This window comes from Opitutus sp. GAS368 (assembly GCF_900104925.1).
GTDB lineage: Bacteria > Verrucomicrobiota > Verrucomicrobiia > Opitutales > Opitutaceae > Lacunisphaera.
The window spans coordinates 1972395-1989272 of the sequence record NZ_LT629735.1 but is presented as its reverse complement, the minus strand read 5'-3'; the positions used below and the strand labels follow the sequence as shown (position 1 = coordinate 1989272).

14 protein-coding genes are annotated in these 16878 nt (G+C 65.3%); 2 read left to right on the top strand and 12 right to left on the bottom strand.

The features are described 5' to 3' along the window. Window positions 1–66: 66 nt before the first annotated feature. From BLU29_RS08535 to BLU29_RS08485, 12 genes are all read right to left on the bottom strand, one after another. On the bottom strand, window positions 67–1113 hold the full coding sequence (locus BLU29_RS08535) for a FecR domain-containing protein (RefSeq protein ID WP_091056704.1): 1047 nt from the start codon (window positions 1111–1113) through the stop codon (window positions 67–69). 6 nt (window positions 1114–1119) lie between these two features. Next, entirely contained in the window at window positions 1120–1647 is a 528-nt protein-coding gene (locus BLU29_RS08530) for an RNA polymerase sigma factor (protein WP_091056702.1), read from the bottom strand. Between the two features lie 81 nt (window positions 1648–1728). After that, entirely contained in the window at window positions 1729–2085 is a 357-nt protein-coding gene (locus BLU29_RS17990) for a hypothetical protein (protein WP_157693732.1), read from the bottom strand. A gap of 88 nt (window positions 2086–2173) precedes the next feature. After that, a complete protein-coding gene (locus tag BLU29_RS08525; protein ID WP_091056699.1) occupies window positions 2174–2479 on the bottom strand; it encodes a hypothetical protein in 306 nt (101 codons plus the stop codon). A 593-nt stretch (window positions 2480–3072) separates the two neighbouring features. Beyond that, window positions 3073–3303 (bottom strand): type II toxin-antitoxin system HicA family toxin, encoded by a 231-nt coding sequence (locus BLU29_RS18305; RefSeq protein ID WP_172830237.1) that lies wholly within the window; start codon window positions 3301–3303, stop codon window positions 3073–3075. Beyond that, a complete protein-coding gene (locus BLU29_RS08515) occupies window positions 3272–3544 on the bottom strand; it encodes a type II toxin-antitoxin system HicB family antitoxin (RefSeq protein WP_091056695.1) in 273 nt (90 codons plus the stop codon). The genes BLU29_RS18305 and BLU29_RS08515 overlap by 32 nt, the downstream gene beginning before the upstream one ends. 280 nt (window positions 3545–3824) lie before the next feature. Next, on the bottom strand, window positions 3825–4058 hold the full coding sequence (locus BLU29_RS08510) for a LuxR C-terminal-related transcriptional regulator (protein WP_091056693.1): 234 nt from the start codon (window positions 4056–4058) through the stop codon (window positions 3825–3827). 137 nt (window positions 4059–4195) lie between these two features. Beyond that, window positions 4196–5392, bottom strand: coding sequence for a TlpA disulfide reductase family protein (locus BLU29_RS08505; protein WP_157693731.1), 1197 nt, complete (start codon window positions 5390–5392; stop codon window positions 4196–4198). Window positions 5393–5414: 22 nt separating this feature from the next. After that, window positions 5415–7586, bottom strand: a complete 2172-nt coding sequence (locus BLU29_RS08500) for a TlpA disulfide reductase family protein (protein ID WP_091056688.1) — start codon at window positions 7584–7586, stop codon at window positions 5415–5417. A gap of 14 nt (window positions 7587–7600) precedes the next feature. After that, window positions 7601–10849 carry a TonB-dependent receptor gene (locus BLU29_RS08495; RefSeq protein WP_091056685.1) on the bottom strand — a complete coding sequence of 1083 codons (3249 nt, stop codon included), beginning with the start codon at window positions 10847–10849 and terminating at the stop codon, window positions 7601–7603. 304 nt (window positions 10850–11153) lie between these two features. Further along, window positions 11154–12203 (bottom strand): FecR domain-containing protein, encoded by a 1050-nt coding sequence (locus BLU29_RS08490; protein WP_091056683.1) that lies wholly within the window; start codon window positions 12201–12203, stop codon window positions 11154–11156. A 225-nt stretch (window positions 12204–12428) separates the two neighbouring features. Beyond that, a complete protein-coding gene (locus BLU29_RS08485; RefSeq protein ID WP_157693730.1) occupies window positions 12429–12911 on the bottom strand; it encodes an RNA polymerase sigma factor in 483 nt (160 codons plus the stop codon). Window positions 12912–13426: 515 nt separating this feature from the next. Here BLU29_RS08485 and BLU29_RS08480 point away from each other — a divergent pair. Both BLU29_RS08480 and BLU29_RS08475 read left to right on the top strand, forming a co-directional pair. Then, the gene (locus tag BLU29_RS08480) at window positions 13427–14524 is read left to right on the top strand and encodes a cysteine synthase family protein (RefSeq protein ID WP_157693729.1); all 1098 of its coding nucleotides are present in this window, start codon (window positions 13427–13429) and stop codon (window positions 14522–14524) included. 33 nt (window positions 14525–14557) lie between these two features. Further along, window positions 14558–16864 (top strand): thioredoxin family protein, encoded by a 2307-nt coding sequence (locus BLU29_RS08475; RefSeq protein ID WP_091056677.1) that lies wholly within the window; start codon window positions 14558–14560, stop codon window positions 16862–16864. The last annotated feature ends 14 nt before the right edge of the window (window positions 16865–16878 follow it).

The window sequence follows — 16878 nt, the reverse complement described above, 5'->3', positions numbered from 1 at the left end:
ATCAAGACGAGCCGCGCACGCCGACCCGTAACATTTACGTCACTTCGTCCGGCCGGAAGGGAAAAATCAGGGACCGCTCCGCAGCACGGTCTGCCCGTCCGCGTTGGTCTCGGCCCGGATGTCGAGCGTGGTGGTCAGCAGCCGCACGAAGCCCTCGACGTTGTCCGGCCGGAACGTGCCGTCGATGCGGCGCTTCCTGAGCTCCGGGTCGGCGATGACGATTTGCTGCTGGTTCAGCCGGTTGAACTCCGCCACCGCGTCCGCCAGCGGCGTCTCGTAGAATTGCAGCCACGGCGCCTGCCAGGCCAGTTCCTGGCTGATCTCCTCGGCCGTGACCGGCGCGACCACCGGGACGGCGGGCGTCATCGCCGCCGCCGGGTCGGGCAACGCGACGGTGGCCCGCTCGCCCTGGGAAATCTCGGGCAGGCTCGCCAGGTCGCCGGCCATCTGCTCCGGCGTCGCGGCCACCTTGACACGGCCCTCGGTGACGAGCACCTCGACCGATTTCTCCTCGAGCCGGACGTTGAACGCGGTGCCGACGGCGCGGACCTCGACGCCCGCGGCATCGACGATGAAGGGCCGGCTGGCGTCCTTCCACACCGTGAAATGCGCCTCGCCACCGGTGAGCTTCACGCGACGCTCCCGCTCGGAGTATTGCACCACGACCTTCGTGCCGTCCTTCAATTCCACGCGGGAACCGTCCGGCAGCGCCAGCCGCTCGTTGACGTGCAGGTAGGACCGCGGGGTGAGCGCCATCATCGGCCGGGTCTCCCGCCACGGTTGCTGCCAGGCGAGGATCACGGCGATCGCCGCGGCTGCCGCCAGCGCGGAGGACCAGAGCCACGTCCGGCGGCGCGGCACCGCGAACAGGTCCGGGTTCGGCTCCGTGTCATGGCCCGGCTGCCACTCGTAAAGCTGCATCATGCGCTCCAGCGCGGCGGCGTGCTGCGTGACCGCCTCCGTGTGGCGCGGGTCGGCGCCGAGCCATTGCAAATATTCGTCCTGCTCGGCGGGCGACAGGCCGCGGTCGCGGCGGGCCAGCCAGGCGGCGGCCTTGTCCGCGATGGCGGCGGGGATGGGGTCGTGGGGGCGATGGAAGGGCTCGGTTTTCATGGCGTGTTACCGGGGGCCCCCACCGGCGAAAAATTCCGCGCAGAGCCGGATGCCCTGCGTCATCTGCTTCTCCACCGTGCTGAGCGAGACGCCCAGCCGGTCCGCGATCTGCTTCTGCGTCAGGCCGTAGGCCGTCCGCAGGGTGAAAATCTGCCGGGTGCGCTCGGGCAGCGACTGGATGGCCCGGGTCAAGAGCTCGAGCTCCTGTTGTTTGCTGACGGTTTCGACGACATCGTTGCTATCGGCTAAGACGGACGGCGGCGTCTCATCCGTAATCTGCTCGAAGCGCACCACGCGCTGGCGGCGCACCGCATCGAGGGCCAGGTTGCGCGCCGTGGTGAACAGCAGCGCGCGGGCCGAGCCGATCGGGCCGGTCTCCCGCGCGCGCAGCATGCGGGTCAGGCTCTCCTGCACGAGGTCGTCGACATCCGGCAGCGTGGGGAAGCGCGCCAGCAGCCAAGCCCGCAGGGCCGGACGGTGCGGTTGCACCTCCGTGGCGAACCAGCGGGCTTGTTCGATGTCCTGCGGTGGCATGGCGGGTGTCGGGCAGTGTCGCTCCCCCGCCCGGCAAAATCCAGCCGTTTGCCTCCGGGCCGGCCGGAAAGTGAAATTCGCTTACGGGTTCGTCCGGGCCGTCCGTCTATGGGTTGGCCGCCGGGCGGCCGGTTTCCGGTGCCTGCCGTGGGGCCAGTTGCGACTCATTACACGCGCGAGCGCAAACGCATCGGCCAAATCGACCAGTGATATGCCTTTGCGGCGGTCTTCCGGCGGACAGCACTTATGCCGCGAGAAAAACGATTTCACCCGGGTTCCCTGGTCATCGGCCACAACAACGAAGGTCTCGCCGGTCCGGCAGTTGGCGTGAATGGAAATCTGCCGCTCGACCTTTCCGCTCAACGGGGCGCCCTGGCAATAGTGCACGCAATCGGGCGATTGCAGCAGTTCCGCCAGCCGGGTCGCGTCGGTGTTCATTCCGCCGGCCTCCTGCGAATCGCGTCGATCAACCGACCCTCGTGAACACGCGATCGAGGCTGTTGCGTTTCGCGCCACCACGTCGTCTTCATCTCCAGACCAAGTCCGTAAATGTTGGTGCGGGAACGTGCCCGGCGGGGGACGGCCCGTCTGCGGGCAGCGCGGGAGTCGTGACCACCGCCTGCACCCGCAGGATCACTTCCCAATACTCCCTCAGGCCCAGCATGGTCCTTTCGTCGCAATCGAGCTCGATGCGCAGGCGGACGGTATGCGCGCCCATCGCCTCGCTGCTGAAGAACTCCGGGAACAGCGCGCGAAAGAAGAGCCCGCCCGTGACAAAGGAAAGCAAGCCGGGGCTGCGGCGGTCGGCGGTGATCAGCACGGAGTATTTCATGGTTAAAAGGGAACCGCTGCCGGGACCGGCCTTCCCTATGGACGGCAGGTTCCCGGCAGCGGCATTGCCCCCTTCGCCGAGGCTACGGAGGCCTGACCCAACACACATTGTTCAGTCACACACAGGGGATGATCCTTTAAGACGAACGAACCACGGGTTTCCGCCATGGCCAGGACAGGCGTCCCTGTCGGGTAGCGCCCCCACTCCAACAAGGGCCTAAGAAGGATGCCCGAGGGTTTCCTGTCTCGCCCATGAGGCCCTCACCCCACGCTAGTAAGATGCTGTAAGGATCCTGTAGAGCACCTGTAAGGAGCCTGTAAGGCAGTCAGGGGCCTATCGTTCCCGACCCACCCGGGGCTTCACCCCAAGCCTCGAAGCGCCCCGAAGGAAAGGACTCACGCGAAGACGCGAAAAGCGCGAAGCTGACTATAAACAAATCCTTGTTCCCCTTCGTTCGTGTCTTCGCGTGAACAAAAGCTTCTTTATGTAAAATCCCCAGGTCTCAGGTTTCAGGTTTCTTTTCCCCGCTCTCTACCGCAGCGCCGCGATGAGCCGCATGCGGGAGGACAGGCCAAACTTCCGCAGGCAGGCGCTCAGAGCTGCTCCCACTCGTCGGCTGGGATTTTTCTTTCCAGCACCCTTTCAACCTGCCGCAACAGCATCTTCAGCTGGGGCAACGAGTAGTCCGGGTTGGACGGAATCGTCTGTCGCTTCTGTCGGAAAACCAGAAACTCATGCCGGGTGCCGCGGTAAGGACCGGCGAAACCCAACGCGCGCAACCGGCGGATGAACTCACGCCTTTTGAGAGGATGCCAACCGGCCATGACGACGCTTGTTCAGGTCAATGCCCGCCAGTTTCGGCAGCGGATGGCCCAACCGCAGCCCGACCAGTACCCAGTCCTCCACAGTCGAGCGCAATTCGCGTTCGCATTCCTTGAGCGTGCCGCCAAAAGCCACGACCCCGGCCAGCTTCGGCACCTCACCGGCGTAGGTACCGTCGGCGAGTTTGTCGTAGTGGGCCAGTTCCATCGCGGCCTCGAAATAGGCGGTCAGCGGAAACATCATGCGGGCAAACTAGCCAGCCCCGTCGGCTTGGCAAGCCACGGTTGCGGAACGGCGCAACCAAGGGTTATCGCTCAGCCGCCGGCTTCTCCCACGGGCGCCTCAAGCAGCGCGGCTCATGGCATAAACGCGGAGCGGACTTTCGTGCGTCACCGCAGCGCCGCCATGAGGGCTGAAATCGTTCTCCTTCTCCTAATCGTTCTCTTTCTCTCCAACCGGTTCGGACCGGGAGCACGAGATAGATCCGGAGTAAGAAAACGAGAACGAAGTTAATCGCAGCCCCTTACCGCAACGCCGCCATCAGGCGCATGCGGGAGGTCAGGCCAAACTTCCGCAGGCAGGCGCTGACCTGGTGTTTCACCGTGGGTTCGGCCTTGCCGAGAAACTGGGCGATCTCCTTGTTGCTGTAACCGGCGCAAACGTAAGCCAGCACGCGTTGCTCGGCGGGGGTGACCGGCTCGAGCGTTGGCGGCGATTCGACCGGTCGCGGCAGCAGGCAGTAGCGTTCAGCAACCATCGGATTTCAAGATTTACACAAAGGAGCGAAGCAAGCGAAGGACCTGATTTTCACAGGAGATAACGGAGGAAACCGAGGATTCATCATTCCTATCCAATCTCTGTTCTCTCTGTTACCTCCTGTAAAACAGATCGGGCTTAGAGTTTGAGCAGACGTTTCACCTCGGCCTTGAGCCCGGGCCCGCGCGCGTTGGTCGAGACCACCTTGCCGTCCTGGTCAAGGAGGAACATGGCCGGGATCGAGCCGATATCATACTTGGTGGAGACATCGTTCTTCCACCACTTGCCGTCGAAATACTGCGGCCAGGGCATCTGGTTCTCAGCCGTGAAAGCGAGCATCTTCTCTTTGGCCTTCGCCAGCTTCGCGGCGGCCTGCTCCGCAGTGTCCTTCGGATTGGCGCCGGGATTCTCGAGCGAGATGCCGATAACTTCGAAACCCCTGTCGTGGTAGGCCGCGTAGACGTTCTTCACGTTGGGCAGCTCGGCGATACACGGGCCGCACCACGTCGCCCAGAAATCGACCAGCACCACCTTGCCGCGCAAGGCCTTCAGGTCGACGGGGCGGCCGTCCGCGGCCGTAAACGCGATGTCCAGGGGTTTGCTCGCGAGCTCCGCCCTTGCCTTCAGCCTTTTGGCTCTCTTTTCCGCCGCTTCCCGCAGGGACGCATTGGCGGATGCGGCGCAAAACCGCCACTCGGCCTCGGTGGTGCCCGGCTCGTTGCTCTCGAGCGCGCCCAGAAAATCCCCGGCGCGGGCGCCGAGCACCGGCAACTCCGCATATTTGGCCAGGTGTCTTTGGAAGCGCTCGCGCAGCGGACCGAAATCGTGGGGCTCTCCTTTGCTGTTGGCCGCGGCGGTGGCGTGAAAATCCCGCACAAAGAAAATCCATTCCACGCCTTCCCGTTCCCCGGGCAGCGCGTCCGGCGAGGCGAGGAGCGCCTGCCTGAGCTCGTCCGCCTTTTTCCCCCATGCCGCTTTCGCGCCCTCGTCAATCACGGCATCAGCGAGCCCCTTGGTCTCCGCTTCGGCGCCATACTGCTTCACGTAGAACGGCGCGTTGTTAAGCACCGTGAGCACCACATCCCAGCGGCGCGTATCCGCCGGATGGTTGGCGTAGAACGCGAGCCCGGCCGACTGGATCTGGTGGCGCGATTCATCGAGCCACGCGAAGAATTTCACGCCCCCCATCTCGGCCCGGGTGGCGGGCGGCGCGGCGTTGCGCAGGGCGTCGAAGGCGGCGAAATCATTGTCCGCGGAAGCGGCCGGTTGCCCGGCGGCCGCGAAGGCCGCGGTGGCGCCGACGCAGATGAAAGCGAGGAAAGATCGAAAGTTCATGGCGCGAAAAAATGTGGCGATCTCAGGGCGTGAGCCCGAGGGCTTCGCGGACATGGGGTTCGAGTTTCTCGCCATGGTTGTCGGTTGTCACGAGCCGCCCGTCCTTCCCGAGGAGGAACGCCGCGGGGATGGAGTTGATGGCGAAGCGATGGCCCACGGCGGTTTCCCAATACCGGCCGTCGTAGCCTTGGGGCCATGGCATGCCGTGGGCGGCCGCGAAGTCGCAGACCTGCGCCGCCGTCTTCTCCATCGCGCGGGGCGTGGCGCCGGGCGCCTTGTCGAAGGAGATGCCGATGATCTCGAAGCCCTGGTCGTGGTATTTTTCGTAGACGCGCTTCACATTGGGCATCTCCTCCATGCAAGGGGCGCACCACGTCGCCCAGAAATCCACGAGCACGACCTTGCCGCGCAGGCGGGCGAGGTCGACTTCCCGTCCGTCCGCCGCGGTGAACTTGAGTTCCAGCGGCGTGCGCTTCGCCTCAATGACCGCGAGGAGGCCGGCGGCCATCTGCTTCAGCGCGGGATTCCGGTCCTCGGTGGCGACCAGGCGGCGGAGCCTCGCCTCGGCGGCGGCGGGATCGGCCTTCGCCTTCACCCCGTAAAACTGCTGCTCGGCGAACTTGCGACGATCGGAACCGGGAAGACGGACGGCTATCTGGTCCAGCGTGCGCTCCGCGACCGCCAGGTCGCCCGCCGGTCTGTCATACCAGCCGGTCTCATCGTAGACCTTGAATTCGGCCACATGGAGCCACACCTGGTCGTTGACCCCCGGGGCCGCGAGCAATTGTTCGCGCAGTTCCACGCGCCGCTTCGCCCATCCATCTTTTTCCGCCTGGGCGTCCGGACCGGCAAAGACCCGCGGACTGTCGACCGCGGAGGCTACCGCCTCCCAGTGTCGCGGGTCGTCCGGGTAGTCGACGGCGAATTTTTCGGCCGCCCGGCCCGTCCGGTCGCGGTTCTGGCGGTCCGCCACGGTGCGTTCCTCCTTGCCGAGACCCTCGGGAACGCGCGCCGAGCGCAGGACCATGAGCCGGGCATAATCCTTGTCAGCATTCCCCTGCGGCGCGGCGACCGGGCTGTCAGATGTCGCCGTGGGCAGCGCGAGCAGCTGGCGGACGTTCTGCTCCAGTTTCTCGCCGTGGTTGTCCGTGCTGTAAATGCGCCCGTTCCGGTCCAGCAGGAAAGTCGTGGGCAGCGAACCGACGCCGAAGAGGGCGGCGAACTCGTTGACCCCATGCCGCTCACTGACCGGACGCTGGTCCCAGAGCTGGGGCCAGGGCATCTCCTGCTGGTCGAGGAAGGCCTGGAGCATCGCGGGGGTCTTTTCCACTCCGCGGGGTTTGGCCGGATCGCGCGGCACGATCTCGTCGGCGACGCCGACAATCTCGAGACCCAGATCGTGGTATTGCCGGTAGACGCGCTTGATCTCCGGCATCTGCTCCATGCAGGGCCCGCACCAGGTGGCCCAGAAGTCGATCAGCACGACCTTGCCGCGGAGCTTGGTGAAGTCGACCTCGCGGCCGTCGAACGCGGTGTGCTTGAGGCTGACCGGCTCGCGTCGGAACGCGATGGCCGCCGCTGTCTTTTTGGCCAATTCCGCGACCGGGGCGTTCGGATCAGCGGAAAGCTTCCTGGCATAGGCCTCGGCGGCGGCTTCATCGGCGTGCTCGAGGGCCCGCAGATACTGGGTTTCCGCGTAGGCCCGGCTGCCCGATTGCGGCGCCCGCTGGCGGAACTGCGCCAGCAGTTCCCCGGCCCGCGCCAGGTCCGCCGGTGCGGCGGGCTCGCGTTCGAGCAACGGTTTCATCTCCGCGATATAGGCCTGCGCGAGCACTTTTTCCGGCACCCCCGGCGAGGTGAGGATGCGGGTGCGCACCTCCTGCTGTTGGCGGACAAACGCGGCCGCCTCCGCGGGGTTCGCGGTCTGGCGTTTAAACTGGACGACATATCCGAGCGCCTCCCAAACCCGCGGGTCGGACGGATATTTATCGGCGAACGCCCCGGCGAGCCGGCTCGCGCGGTCGTAACTGACGTCATACCACGCGTGGCGCTTTTCCTGCGGCGTGCCTTCGGGCGGCCTCTGCTGCACCTGTTCCTGCAACTGCCCGAAAAGCGCATCGGCGTCCGACCCGGTTTGCGCGAACGCGGCCAGGGCAAGCGCGAGGAAAACGGTGAGTAATCGGGCTGTCGTCATGTTCGTGTTGGAGGTTAGAACGATTTGCGGATTTGCAGGTAGACATACCGCTGCCGGGGATCGTCCTGCCGGTTATAGAAGGCCGACTGGACGTCGCTGACGAAGCTCGGCTTCTCATCGAGCACGTTGAGCACGCCGAGGGTCCATTTCGTGCCGGCGAACCAGCTCTGCCAGCCCTTGGCGTGAACCTGATAAGGAATCTCACGGGTAAATTGGAGGTCCCAATGCAGGTAGGCCGGGATGCGGCCGCCGTCCAGCCCGGTGGCGGTCGGGAAAGCCGGCGAGGCGGCCGTCGTGCTGCTGGCATAGTGGCCGACATAGCGGCCGGTCAGCGTGACCCCGTAATTGCCTTTCAGCCAGGTGACCGCGCTGTAACCGCGCCAGCGCAATGGCCCGCCGGCACCCGCCGTCTCGATGAGCGCGCTGCTCGGGAGCGCCTGGGTTTGAAAATGATTGGTGAAGGAGATATTCGAATCGAAGATGAATTCGCCGAGATTCCCGAACTTGCGGTCGTATCTGGCCCGCAGGTCCACCCCGTTGGTTTTCAGCTGGCTCACGTTGATCGGACCGGAGTGAACCTCGGTGATGGCGCCCAGCCAGCCGGCGGCCAGATCATCCGCGGTCGGCGCCGCGCGGACAATGTAGGGAGCGAAATTGTCGGGGTTGCCGATGATCTGGACAAAGCTGGTGCGCAGGATGGCGTCTTGTTTCTTCGTGCTCCAACAGTCCACGGTGAGCGACAATCCCGGCACAAAACGCGGGGTGAAGAGCATGCCGTAATTGAACGAGTTCGCCGACTCCGGGCCCAGATTCGGGTTGCCCCCGTTGTAAAGCGTCCACGGCGTGGTCTGAATCGTGTTGCCGCGCTTGGGATCAGGCGTCAGCCCCGAAGCCAAAACCTGCGGGCTGACCAGGTCGCTGACATCGCTCCAATCCGGGGGATAAAAACCCTTGGTGTAGGAAACGCGGAAAGCAATGTCCCGGGTTACCTGAAGCTTGGCGGCGGCGACATAAGTGCTCGAAGCCTTGTTGGCGGCGGTGAAATCGAGCTGGCTCGACTGGTTGTGCCCGTTGGTTTTGTTGGATTCGTGCGAGGCGCTGAGGTTGAAGTCGAAGGCCTCGACCGGAATCGGGCGCCAGCGCTGGCCGATGACCGGAACGACCAGTTCAGCGGCTTCCTGCAGGGTCTCGCGCTGACTGTCGATCGGCAGGTTGCCGGGATCCTGCGGCACCCCGCTGACGAGCATGGCGGAATCGAGGCTGCCATTGAGCTCGCGGCTGCCTTTCAGTTTGAAGGAACGCTGTTTGAGCGCCAGCGAGGTCTGCACGGGCCCGGCGGGCAGCTGAAAGAGTTCGCCGGTGAGGCGCGCATTGCCCTCGGTGACGACCGAGCGGTTGCCCGCGTGGAAAGTAAACCAGAAATATTTCGCCGCATCGTCGGCGGACAGGGGAAACTGGGCATGGTCGGCCAGTATCGGGTAGATCGCGCGGCGGATGCCGACCGGGGCCGCCGCCGCCGGACGGGACAGCGCGGTCAGCTGCGACAGGTAGGTCAGCGGCGTTCTCACGTCGGAGGAGTTGTCCGCGTAGTCGATGGTGCCGTCGACAGACCACTCCCATTTCTCGCTGATCTTGCCCTTGAGACCGAGCACCGCCCGCGCCGTCCAGTATTGCTGGAGCGAGGTGGCGTCGGGGATCTCCCGGGCGTCAAGGTAGACCGTGACCGGCCGGCCGACGAAACCCGGGGTGACGTTGGTGTGAAACGGATTCAGCGGGTCGCTGGCGGTGAGGCTCAGGGACAATATCTCCGGGTAGTTGAACTCTCGCCGGTTGTAGCCGAGGGTGAACTCGCCGTAGGACTCGAGCTTGTCCGGGATGAACTTGTGCTCAACCTGGGCGTTGATGTTCGTGGAATTGATGGGCTCATAGAGCATCATCCGTCCGTAACGCTCCTGGGGCGTAAACTGGCCCGCCGTGCCCGTGAATGAAGCCGGGGTCAGGCTGGCGCTCTGGGCGGGGGAAGTGCCGGCGGAGATTTGGGCGAAGCGAACACCGGGAGCGCCGGGAATGCCGAGATCGTTGACTGCGGCGCTCGGCAGGTTGCCCACCACGATCGTGCCGGGAACGCCCGCAAAAGCCGGCAAGGTGAAGGTCTCGAACGCATACTGGCCGGTTGCCAGGCGCGCGGTGGAAGTCGGGCCGTAGTGCTTGAGCAGTTCATTGAGATAGTCCCGCTGGCTGGCGAGCAGCGGATCGCGATGCTGGTAGTTCAAGGTGAGCGTCAGGCTGGTCCGGCCGGCGTTGAAGGTGCGGCCTTCCACGTAGGTGAAGCGGTATTCGGTCGCGCCGCCGTCCGTCGAGGTGCCGATGTAGGTGGTGAGGTCGCGGCCGGAATAGTCCTTGCGCAGGATGACGTTGATCGCCCCGCCGATGGCGCCCGCGCCGTAGATGGCCGAACCGGCGTAAGGCATGATCTCGATCCGCTCGATGGCGGCGATGGGGATGCGATTGATGTCGGCGCCGCCGGCGGAGGTCGGGCCGGTGCGCGGAAGCGCACGACCGTTGATGAGGATGACCGCCTGCGACGAGGGCAGGCCGCGCAAGCTCGTGGTGGAGAACTGGGCGCCGGAGCCGAAGTTACCGACGACCGTCTCTGAGCTGACCATGGCCGAAGTCGTCTGCGGCAGGTAACGGAAAAGCTCCTCCATGCTGGTCGCCCCGAGGCGCTCGATGTCCGCCCGCGTCACGACACTATGGTAAAGCGGGGCCTCCGCTCCGGCCTGGAGCAGGCCCTTGTTGATCAGGCCGTCGACATGGTGCCCGGTGACCTCGACCGTATCGAGCACCAGCTTGCCGTCTTCAACTTTGCTTGGACTCGGGTGGTCGCTGGTCGGCGCCACCCTTGGGGCGTTTGGGTTGGGGTCCCTCCGCACGGCGAGCGCGCCGGTCTTCTCATCCTGCACGACGACGAGACCGGTGCCGTTGAGCATCCGGTCGAGGGCCGCGCGGGCGGTCAGTTCACCGCTAACCGCGTTGGTCTTGATTCCGCGCACCTGCTCGACGGGATAGACGATCTGCTCGCCCGACTGCTCGGTGAAGGCCTTGAGGCTTTTCACCGCGTCGGCGGCGGGCAAGTTGTAGTTTTTCTTCGGGGCGTCCTCGGCAACGGCCAGGACGGTGAAAGCCAAGGCACTGAACGCGGCGAGCAAAACGCCGCGGAGATTCCGGCGCAACGGCCGGGCAGACAGGGTGGAGGTGATCATGAGGCAGTGTGGTCACCCCTGCCGACGAATCTGCCGGATGTTTCCGTTAGGAACATTTGGGGAAATATTTCAGCCACGGGCAAAGGCAGGTAACCACTAATCCACACTAATTGAACACTAATTCCGGCCGCACGGATCGAGCACTGATAAAACCCAATCACTTGTTCACAGGAGACAACGGAGAGAACCGAGGAGAAACACCGGAACTCTCTGTTTCCTCCGTTGCCTCCTGTGAAATGGTTCGACGGTTTGGCCTCCCAATCCGTGTCTATCCGTGCAATCCGTGGTTAAAAGGCCCGGCCTCTTACGGGACTTTCCGCAGCACGATCTCGTCACCGTGCGGGAAAGCGGTGATCCCGAAGCCGGAATCAAGCAGGCGGACGAAGGTGTCGACGTTGTCGGCGCGGAAGTTGCCGCCGACCAGGATGGCGGCGGTCGCCTCGTCGCCCACGACGAGCTTGCGCCGGTTGTAGCGGTTGAACTCGGCGACGACATCACCCAGCGGCATGTCGACAAATTCCAGCCTCATGCCCTGCCAGGAAAGGGCGCGGTCGATCTCGGCGGGCGTGACGTCCTGCACGGCCGGTGCTGCCTCGGAGGTTAGATTCACGACCATGCGTTGTCCCGCCGTAAGGTATGTAGGGCTGTCGCTAGTCGACATGCCGGGATCAGTGGCAGAAGGTCCGTCGGCGAGCGGCGACCCTACAGACTCAATCACCTGCACCTTGCCCTCGGTCACGAGCACGCCCACCTCGGTGGAGGCGAGCGCCACGCTGAAGGCCGTGCCGACCGCGCGCACGGACACCCGGCCGGTATCGACGAAGAACGGCCGGTCGGCATTGTGCGCGACCGTGAAATGCGCCTCGCCGCTCACGAGCTGCACGCGGCGTTCGCCGGGAGTGAAATGCGCCTCAACCTTCGCCCCCTGGTTCAGCTCGATCACGGAACCGTCGGCGAGCACCAGCCGCTCCGGGCCGGGGTGGATGATGGCCGCCCGGTGCGCCACGGCCGGATCGGAGCGCGAAGGCAGCCAGACATATATGGCCATGCTGATCGCGGCGGCCGCGGCCAGCAACGATGCAGCGCGACCCGCCTTCGCCCAAGGGCTTCGGCGCGGTAGGAGCAGGTCGGGATTCGGAATGGCACTGTGGGCCGGCCGCCATTGCTCCAGCTTGTTGAGCGAAGCCCACACGCGTTCCAGTTGCACGATGGCCCGGCCGTGCAGCGGGCTGGCGTAAAGCCATTCGAGGTAGGTGTCCTGCTCGGCCGCCGACAGCCCGCGGTCGCGCCGTGACAGCCAGACCGACGCGGCGTCCTGGATTTCCTCGGAAATGATGGTGGAATCGGGAGACATCAGGAATTCAGCAGAGGGATTTAACCACGGATTTCACGGATGGGCACAGATAGATGCCCTTGGCTTGTCATCCTGAGCGTAGCGAAGGATCCAGCCACCCGTGCGCAGGCGTGCATCATACTGGATGAGGATGTCGCTGCGCTCGGAACTTCGCTGCGCTCAGAATGACAGGTGTCGTGAGTAAGTCTTTTATCCGTGGTCATCGGTGTAATCCGTGGTCAAAATTCAAGGCAGGCCAAAGCGGGCGAGGAACACGGCGCATTTGCGCATGCCGGTGGCGACCTGCGCCTCGACGGTGTGCTCGGCGATGCCGAGCCGGGCGGCGATCTCCTTTTGGGGCAGCCCGTAGATCTTCCGCAGGGTGAGCACCTGGCGGCAGCGGTCGGGCAGTGACTGGATGGCTTTGGTCAAGATTTCGAGTTCCTGGTTTTTGGCCGCCTGGTCGGCGGCGGTCGGGGCATCCTCGTAGACGGGCAGGTCGGCGATTTCCGCTACCGGGTCGAAGGTGACAACCTGGCGACGGCGCAGCTCGTCAAGGGCGAGGTTGCGGGCCGTGGTGAAGAGCAAGGCCTTGGGCGACTGCACCGGGCCGGTTTCATGGGCCTGCCAGACCCGGGCCAGCGACTCCTGCACCATGTTGTCCGGATCCGTGAGGGCCGGAAACTTGCCGCGCAGCCACGCCCGCAGCTCGGCGGCATGGGGTTGCACCTCCGCGGCAAACCAACCGGGGGAATCTGGATTTTCGGGCGGCACGGCCACCCCACCCTTTCTGCCTCCGCCCGGACCAAGTCGAGGCCATTTCCGTCCCGGCCTGGGTCGGTGAAAATTATTATCTTTCCCCTAACGGAAACCCCCGACCGGTTCGTCTTCGGGGTGGCCGGGGCACCCGACCCATCCCCGGGCTCGGCGGGAAGCGGGACTATCGGGCAAGCCGGGAGGGCTGGTCTTGGACCAGCCGTGGTCGGATGTGGGAGGGGCTTTATGCCCCGACTCAGCCAAATCTGTCGGGGCATAAAGCCCCTCCTACAAGGAATACCAGCTAACGCAGGGCGGCCATCAGGCGCATGCGCGAGGACAGGCCGAACTTCCGCAAGCAGGCCGGATTTTCCCGTCCTGCTGAGGATTTGCCCGGCTGGTTCGTCTAATAGGTCAATCCCCGCCGGCTTGCTTGGCTCCTTCGGCCTATGGCCAGACCAGCGCCCTTGTGCTACGGTTCACCTTCCATGTCCCCTGTTTCAGCTTCATCCTGGTCCCAACCGGAAATCTTTGCCCTCATCGGCCGCACGCCCCTGCTGCCGCTGCGCTTCGGGGCCGAGGGCGTGACCATTTACGCCAAGGCTGAGTTCACCAACCCGAGCGGCTCCATCAAGGACCGGCTGGCCCTCTCCATCCTGCGCGACGCCCGCAACCGCGGCCTGCTCTCGGCCGACTCCATCATCCTCGAGTGCACCAGCGGCAACACCGGCATCTCGCTGGCCCTGGTCGGCACGGCGCTGGGCTACCGCGTCAAGATCCTGATGTCCGAGACGGCCAGCGTGGAACGCCGCCACCTCATGCGGCACCTGGGCGCCGAGATCCAGCTGTTCCAACCCACCCGCGGCTATCTCACCGGCATCGAGCTGAGCCGGACGATGGCGGCCGCCGACCCGCGCATCTTTTTGCCGCGGCAGTTTGAAAACCCGCTGAACGCCCTCGACCACGAGGAGAACACCGGCCCGGAGATCATCATGCAGATGATGAAGAAGGTCGACGCCTTCGTCAGCGGCTACGGCACCGGCGGCACCCTCACGGGTTGCGGCCGGGCGTTGAAGCGCCACAACCCGGCGGTGCAGATCGTCGCGATGGAGCCGGCCGAGGCGGCGATGCTCTCCGGCGAGTCCCCGTGCTGCCACAGCATTGAGGGCGTCGCCGGCGGCTATGTGCCACCGCTGTTGACCGGCGCGGCGATCGACCGGGTGGTGAAGGTCACGAGCGCCGACGCTCTGGCCATGACGCGCCGCCTGGCCCGCGAATTCGGCCTGCTCGTCGGCACCTCTTCCGGCGCCAATATCTGCGCGGCCCTGCAGACCGCCCGCCGGCTCGGACCCGCCGCCCGGGTGGTCACCATTCTCTGCGATCGCGCCGAGCGCTATTATTCCACCAGCCTCTTTGCTTCGCCTGAGTTTCGCGCCAATGAGAACTCGGGACAAATCCCGGGCGGTCAGCTACGCCAAGCGACGGCTGGGACGAACCCCGGGCCCGTAGCAACGGGCAACGGGGCGGCCGCAACGGGACAGCCCGCCCCGATCGAACCGGAAGCCTCCTACGCGATCGGCATTTGAAATAAACCCCTTCCACCCTACTCTCACCCTTCCATGAAACTGCTTCGTTCTCTGTGCCTGTTGCTCGCCCTGCCCGCGCTGGTCCTCGCCGCCGAGTCCGGCGCGGTCAAAAAGGGCGCGGTGAGCGTGCAACTGGTCTCCGACGCGGCGGCCATTGAGCCGGGCAAGCCTTTCACCGTCGCCCTCCGGCTGCAGCACGACCCGCACTGGCACAGCTACTGGATTGCCGCGGGCACCGGTTATCCCACCGCAATCACCTGGACTCTGCCCGCGGGCTTCAAGGCCGGCGACATCCAGTGGCCCACGCCGCACATCCTGCGGGACTCCGCGAACAAGATCGTCGGCAACGGTTACAGCGACGAGGCCTTCCTGCTCGTGGAAATCACGCCTTTGCCTGAGTTTGCGACCTCAGTGGCCGGCAGCGCCAAAGGCGCGGGCAGCCGGCCGGAACAGAACTCAGGACAAACCCCGGGCGGCCAGCAGGCCGCAACGGGGCCCCTCGTCCTTGGCAACACTATTACTCTTTCCGCCGCCGTCGAATGGCTCATGTGCGAGGACGTCTGCATGCCGGGTGACGCGAAGCTCGAAATTGCCTTCACCGCCGGGGCCGCCGCCACCGACGCAAAGTGGACGAAGGCCGTGGCGGAAACCCGCGCCAAGCTGCCCAAGCCCGCCGATGGCTGGGACGTCGCCGCCTCGCACACCGACAAGACCGTCACGCTGCGCCTCACCCCGAAACCCGGCACGAAACACCGACCGACGGACCTGCATTTCTTCTCCGCAGATGCCTACACCGACTATGCGCAGCCGCAGAACGTGAAGGAGGAGAACGGCGGCTGGGTGCTGGAGATGCCGCTCGATGCCGCCGCGGACAAGAGTCTCAAGCGCCTGGTCGGTGTGCTCGCCTCCGCCAACGGCTGGACGGATGGCTCGGGTTACAACGGCCTCGTGATCGACGTGCCGTTCGCGGATGGCTCTCAGCCGTCGGCGGCCAGCGGCCAGGCGGTTGCTGCGCCGTCCAATCCTCAGGTTTCCTCGTCCGCCATAGCCTCGGCGAAGGCGGAAGGTTTCAGGTCTCAGGTTTCTGCCAGCTCCGCGCTCCCAGCTCCCAGCTCCCTGCTGGCTACGCTGGCCCTCGCCTTCCTCGGCGGCGTCATCCTCAACCTCATGCCCTGCGTCTTCCCGGTGCTCGGCATCAAGATTCTCGGCTTCGTCAACCAGTCGGGCAGCGACCAATCGCGGGTGGTGAAGCACGGCCTGGTGTTCACGATGGGCGTGCTGCTCTCGTTCTGGACGCTCGCCGCCGTCCTGCTCGCGCTGCGCGCCGGCGGGTCGCAACTCGGTTGGGGCTTCCAGCTCCAATCCCCGGCCTTCGTGTTCGGCATGGCTGCGTTCCTCCTGATCTTCGCGCTGAACATGAGCGGGCTCTTCGAGGTCGGCCTCGCCGTCACCGGGGTCGGCGGCAAACTGCAGATGCAGGACGGTTTCGCGGGCTCGTTCTTCACCGGCGCGCTGGCGACGCTGGTCGCCACGCCCTGCAGTGCACCGTTCCTCGCGCCCGCGCTTGGCGCCGCGCTGTCGCTCTCCGCCGTCGAGTCGTTTCTCGTCTTCACGGCGATCGCCGTCGGCCTGGCGCTGCCCTACCTGCTGCTCTCCATCTTCCCCGCGGCCATCAAGCTGCTGCCCCGGCCGGGCGCATGGATGGAAACGTTCAAGCAGCTCATGGCCTTTCCGCTTTACGCGACCGTTGGCTGGCTGCTCTGGGTGCTCGCCGGTCAGACCAAGGACGACGACAACGCGCTGCTCTTCATCACGTTTGGCTTCGTGCTCGTCGCCATGGCGGCATGGGCCTACGGCCGCTTCGGCCAGGCCCACGGCAAGCCGGGCAAGCAACTCTTCGGCCGCGTCTTCGCCGCGCTGCTCCTCGCCGGCGGCCTCTACACCGGCTGGCCGAAAACCGCGGAAGCCGCCCCGACCGGCAGCTACCAAGTGACGTGGGAGAAATGGAGTCCCGAGGCCATCGCCACCGCGCAGGCGGCCGGCAAATTCGTCTATGTCGATTTCACCGCGCGCTGGTGCGCCACCTGCCAGACGAACAAGGCCGCGCTCTTCCACAATGACGGGGTGCTCGCGGCCCTGGCGAAGGACAACGTCGTGCTGCTCAAGGCCGACTGGACCAACCGCGACCCGAAGATCACCGCCGAGCTGGCGCGCTGGAACCGCTCGGCCGTGCCCTTCAACCTGATCTACGCGCCCGGCAAGCCCGACCCGGTCGTGTTGCCCGAGCTGCTGACGCCGGCCCGGATGCTCGAGTCCCTGGCGCAGGCCAAGGCGAAGTGACCTCCGCGAACCGA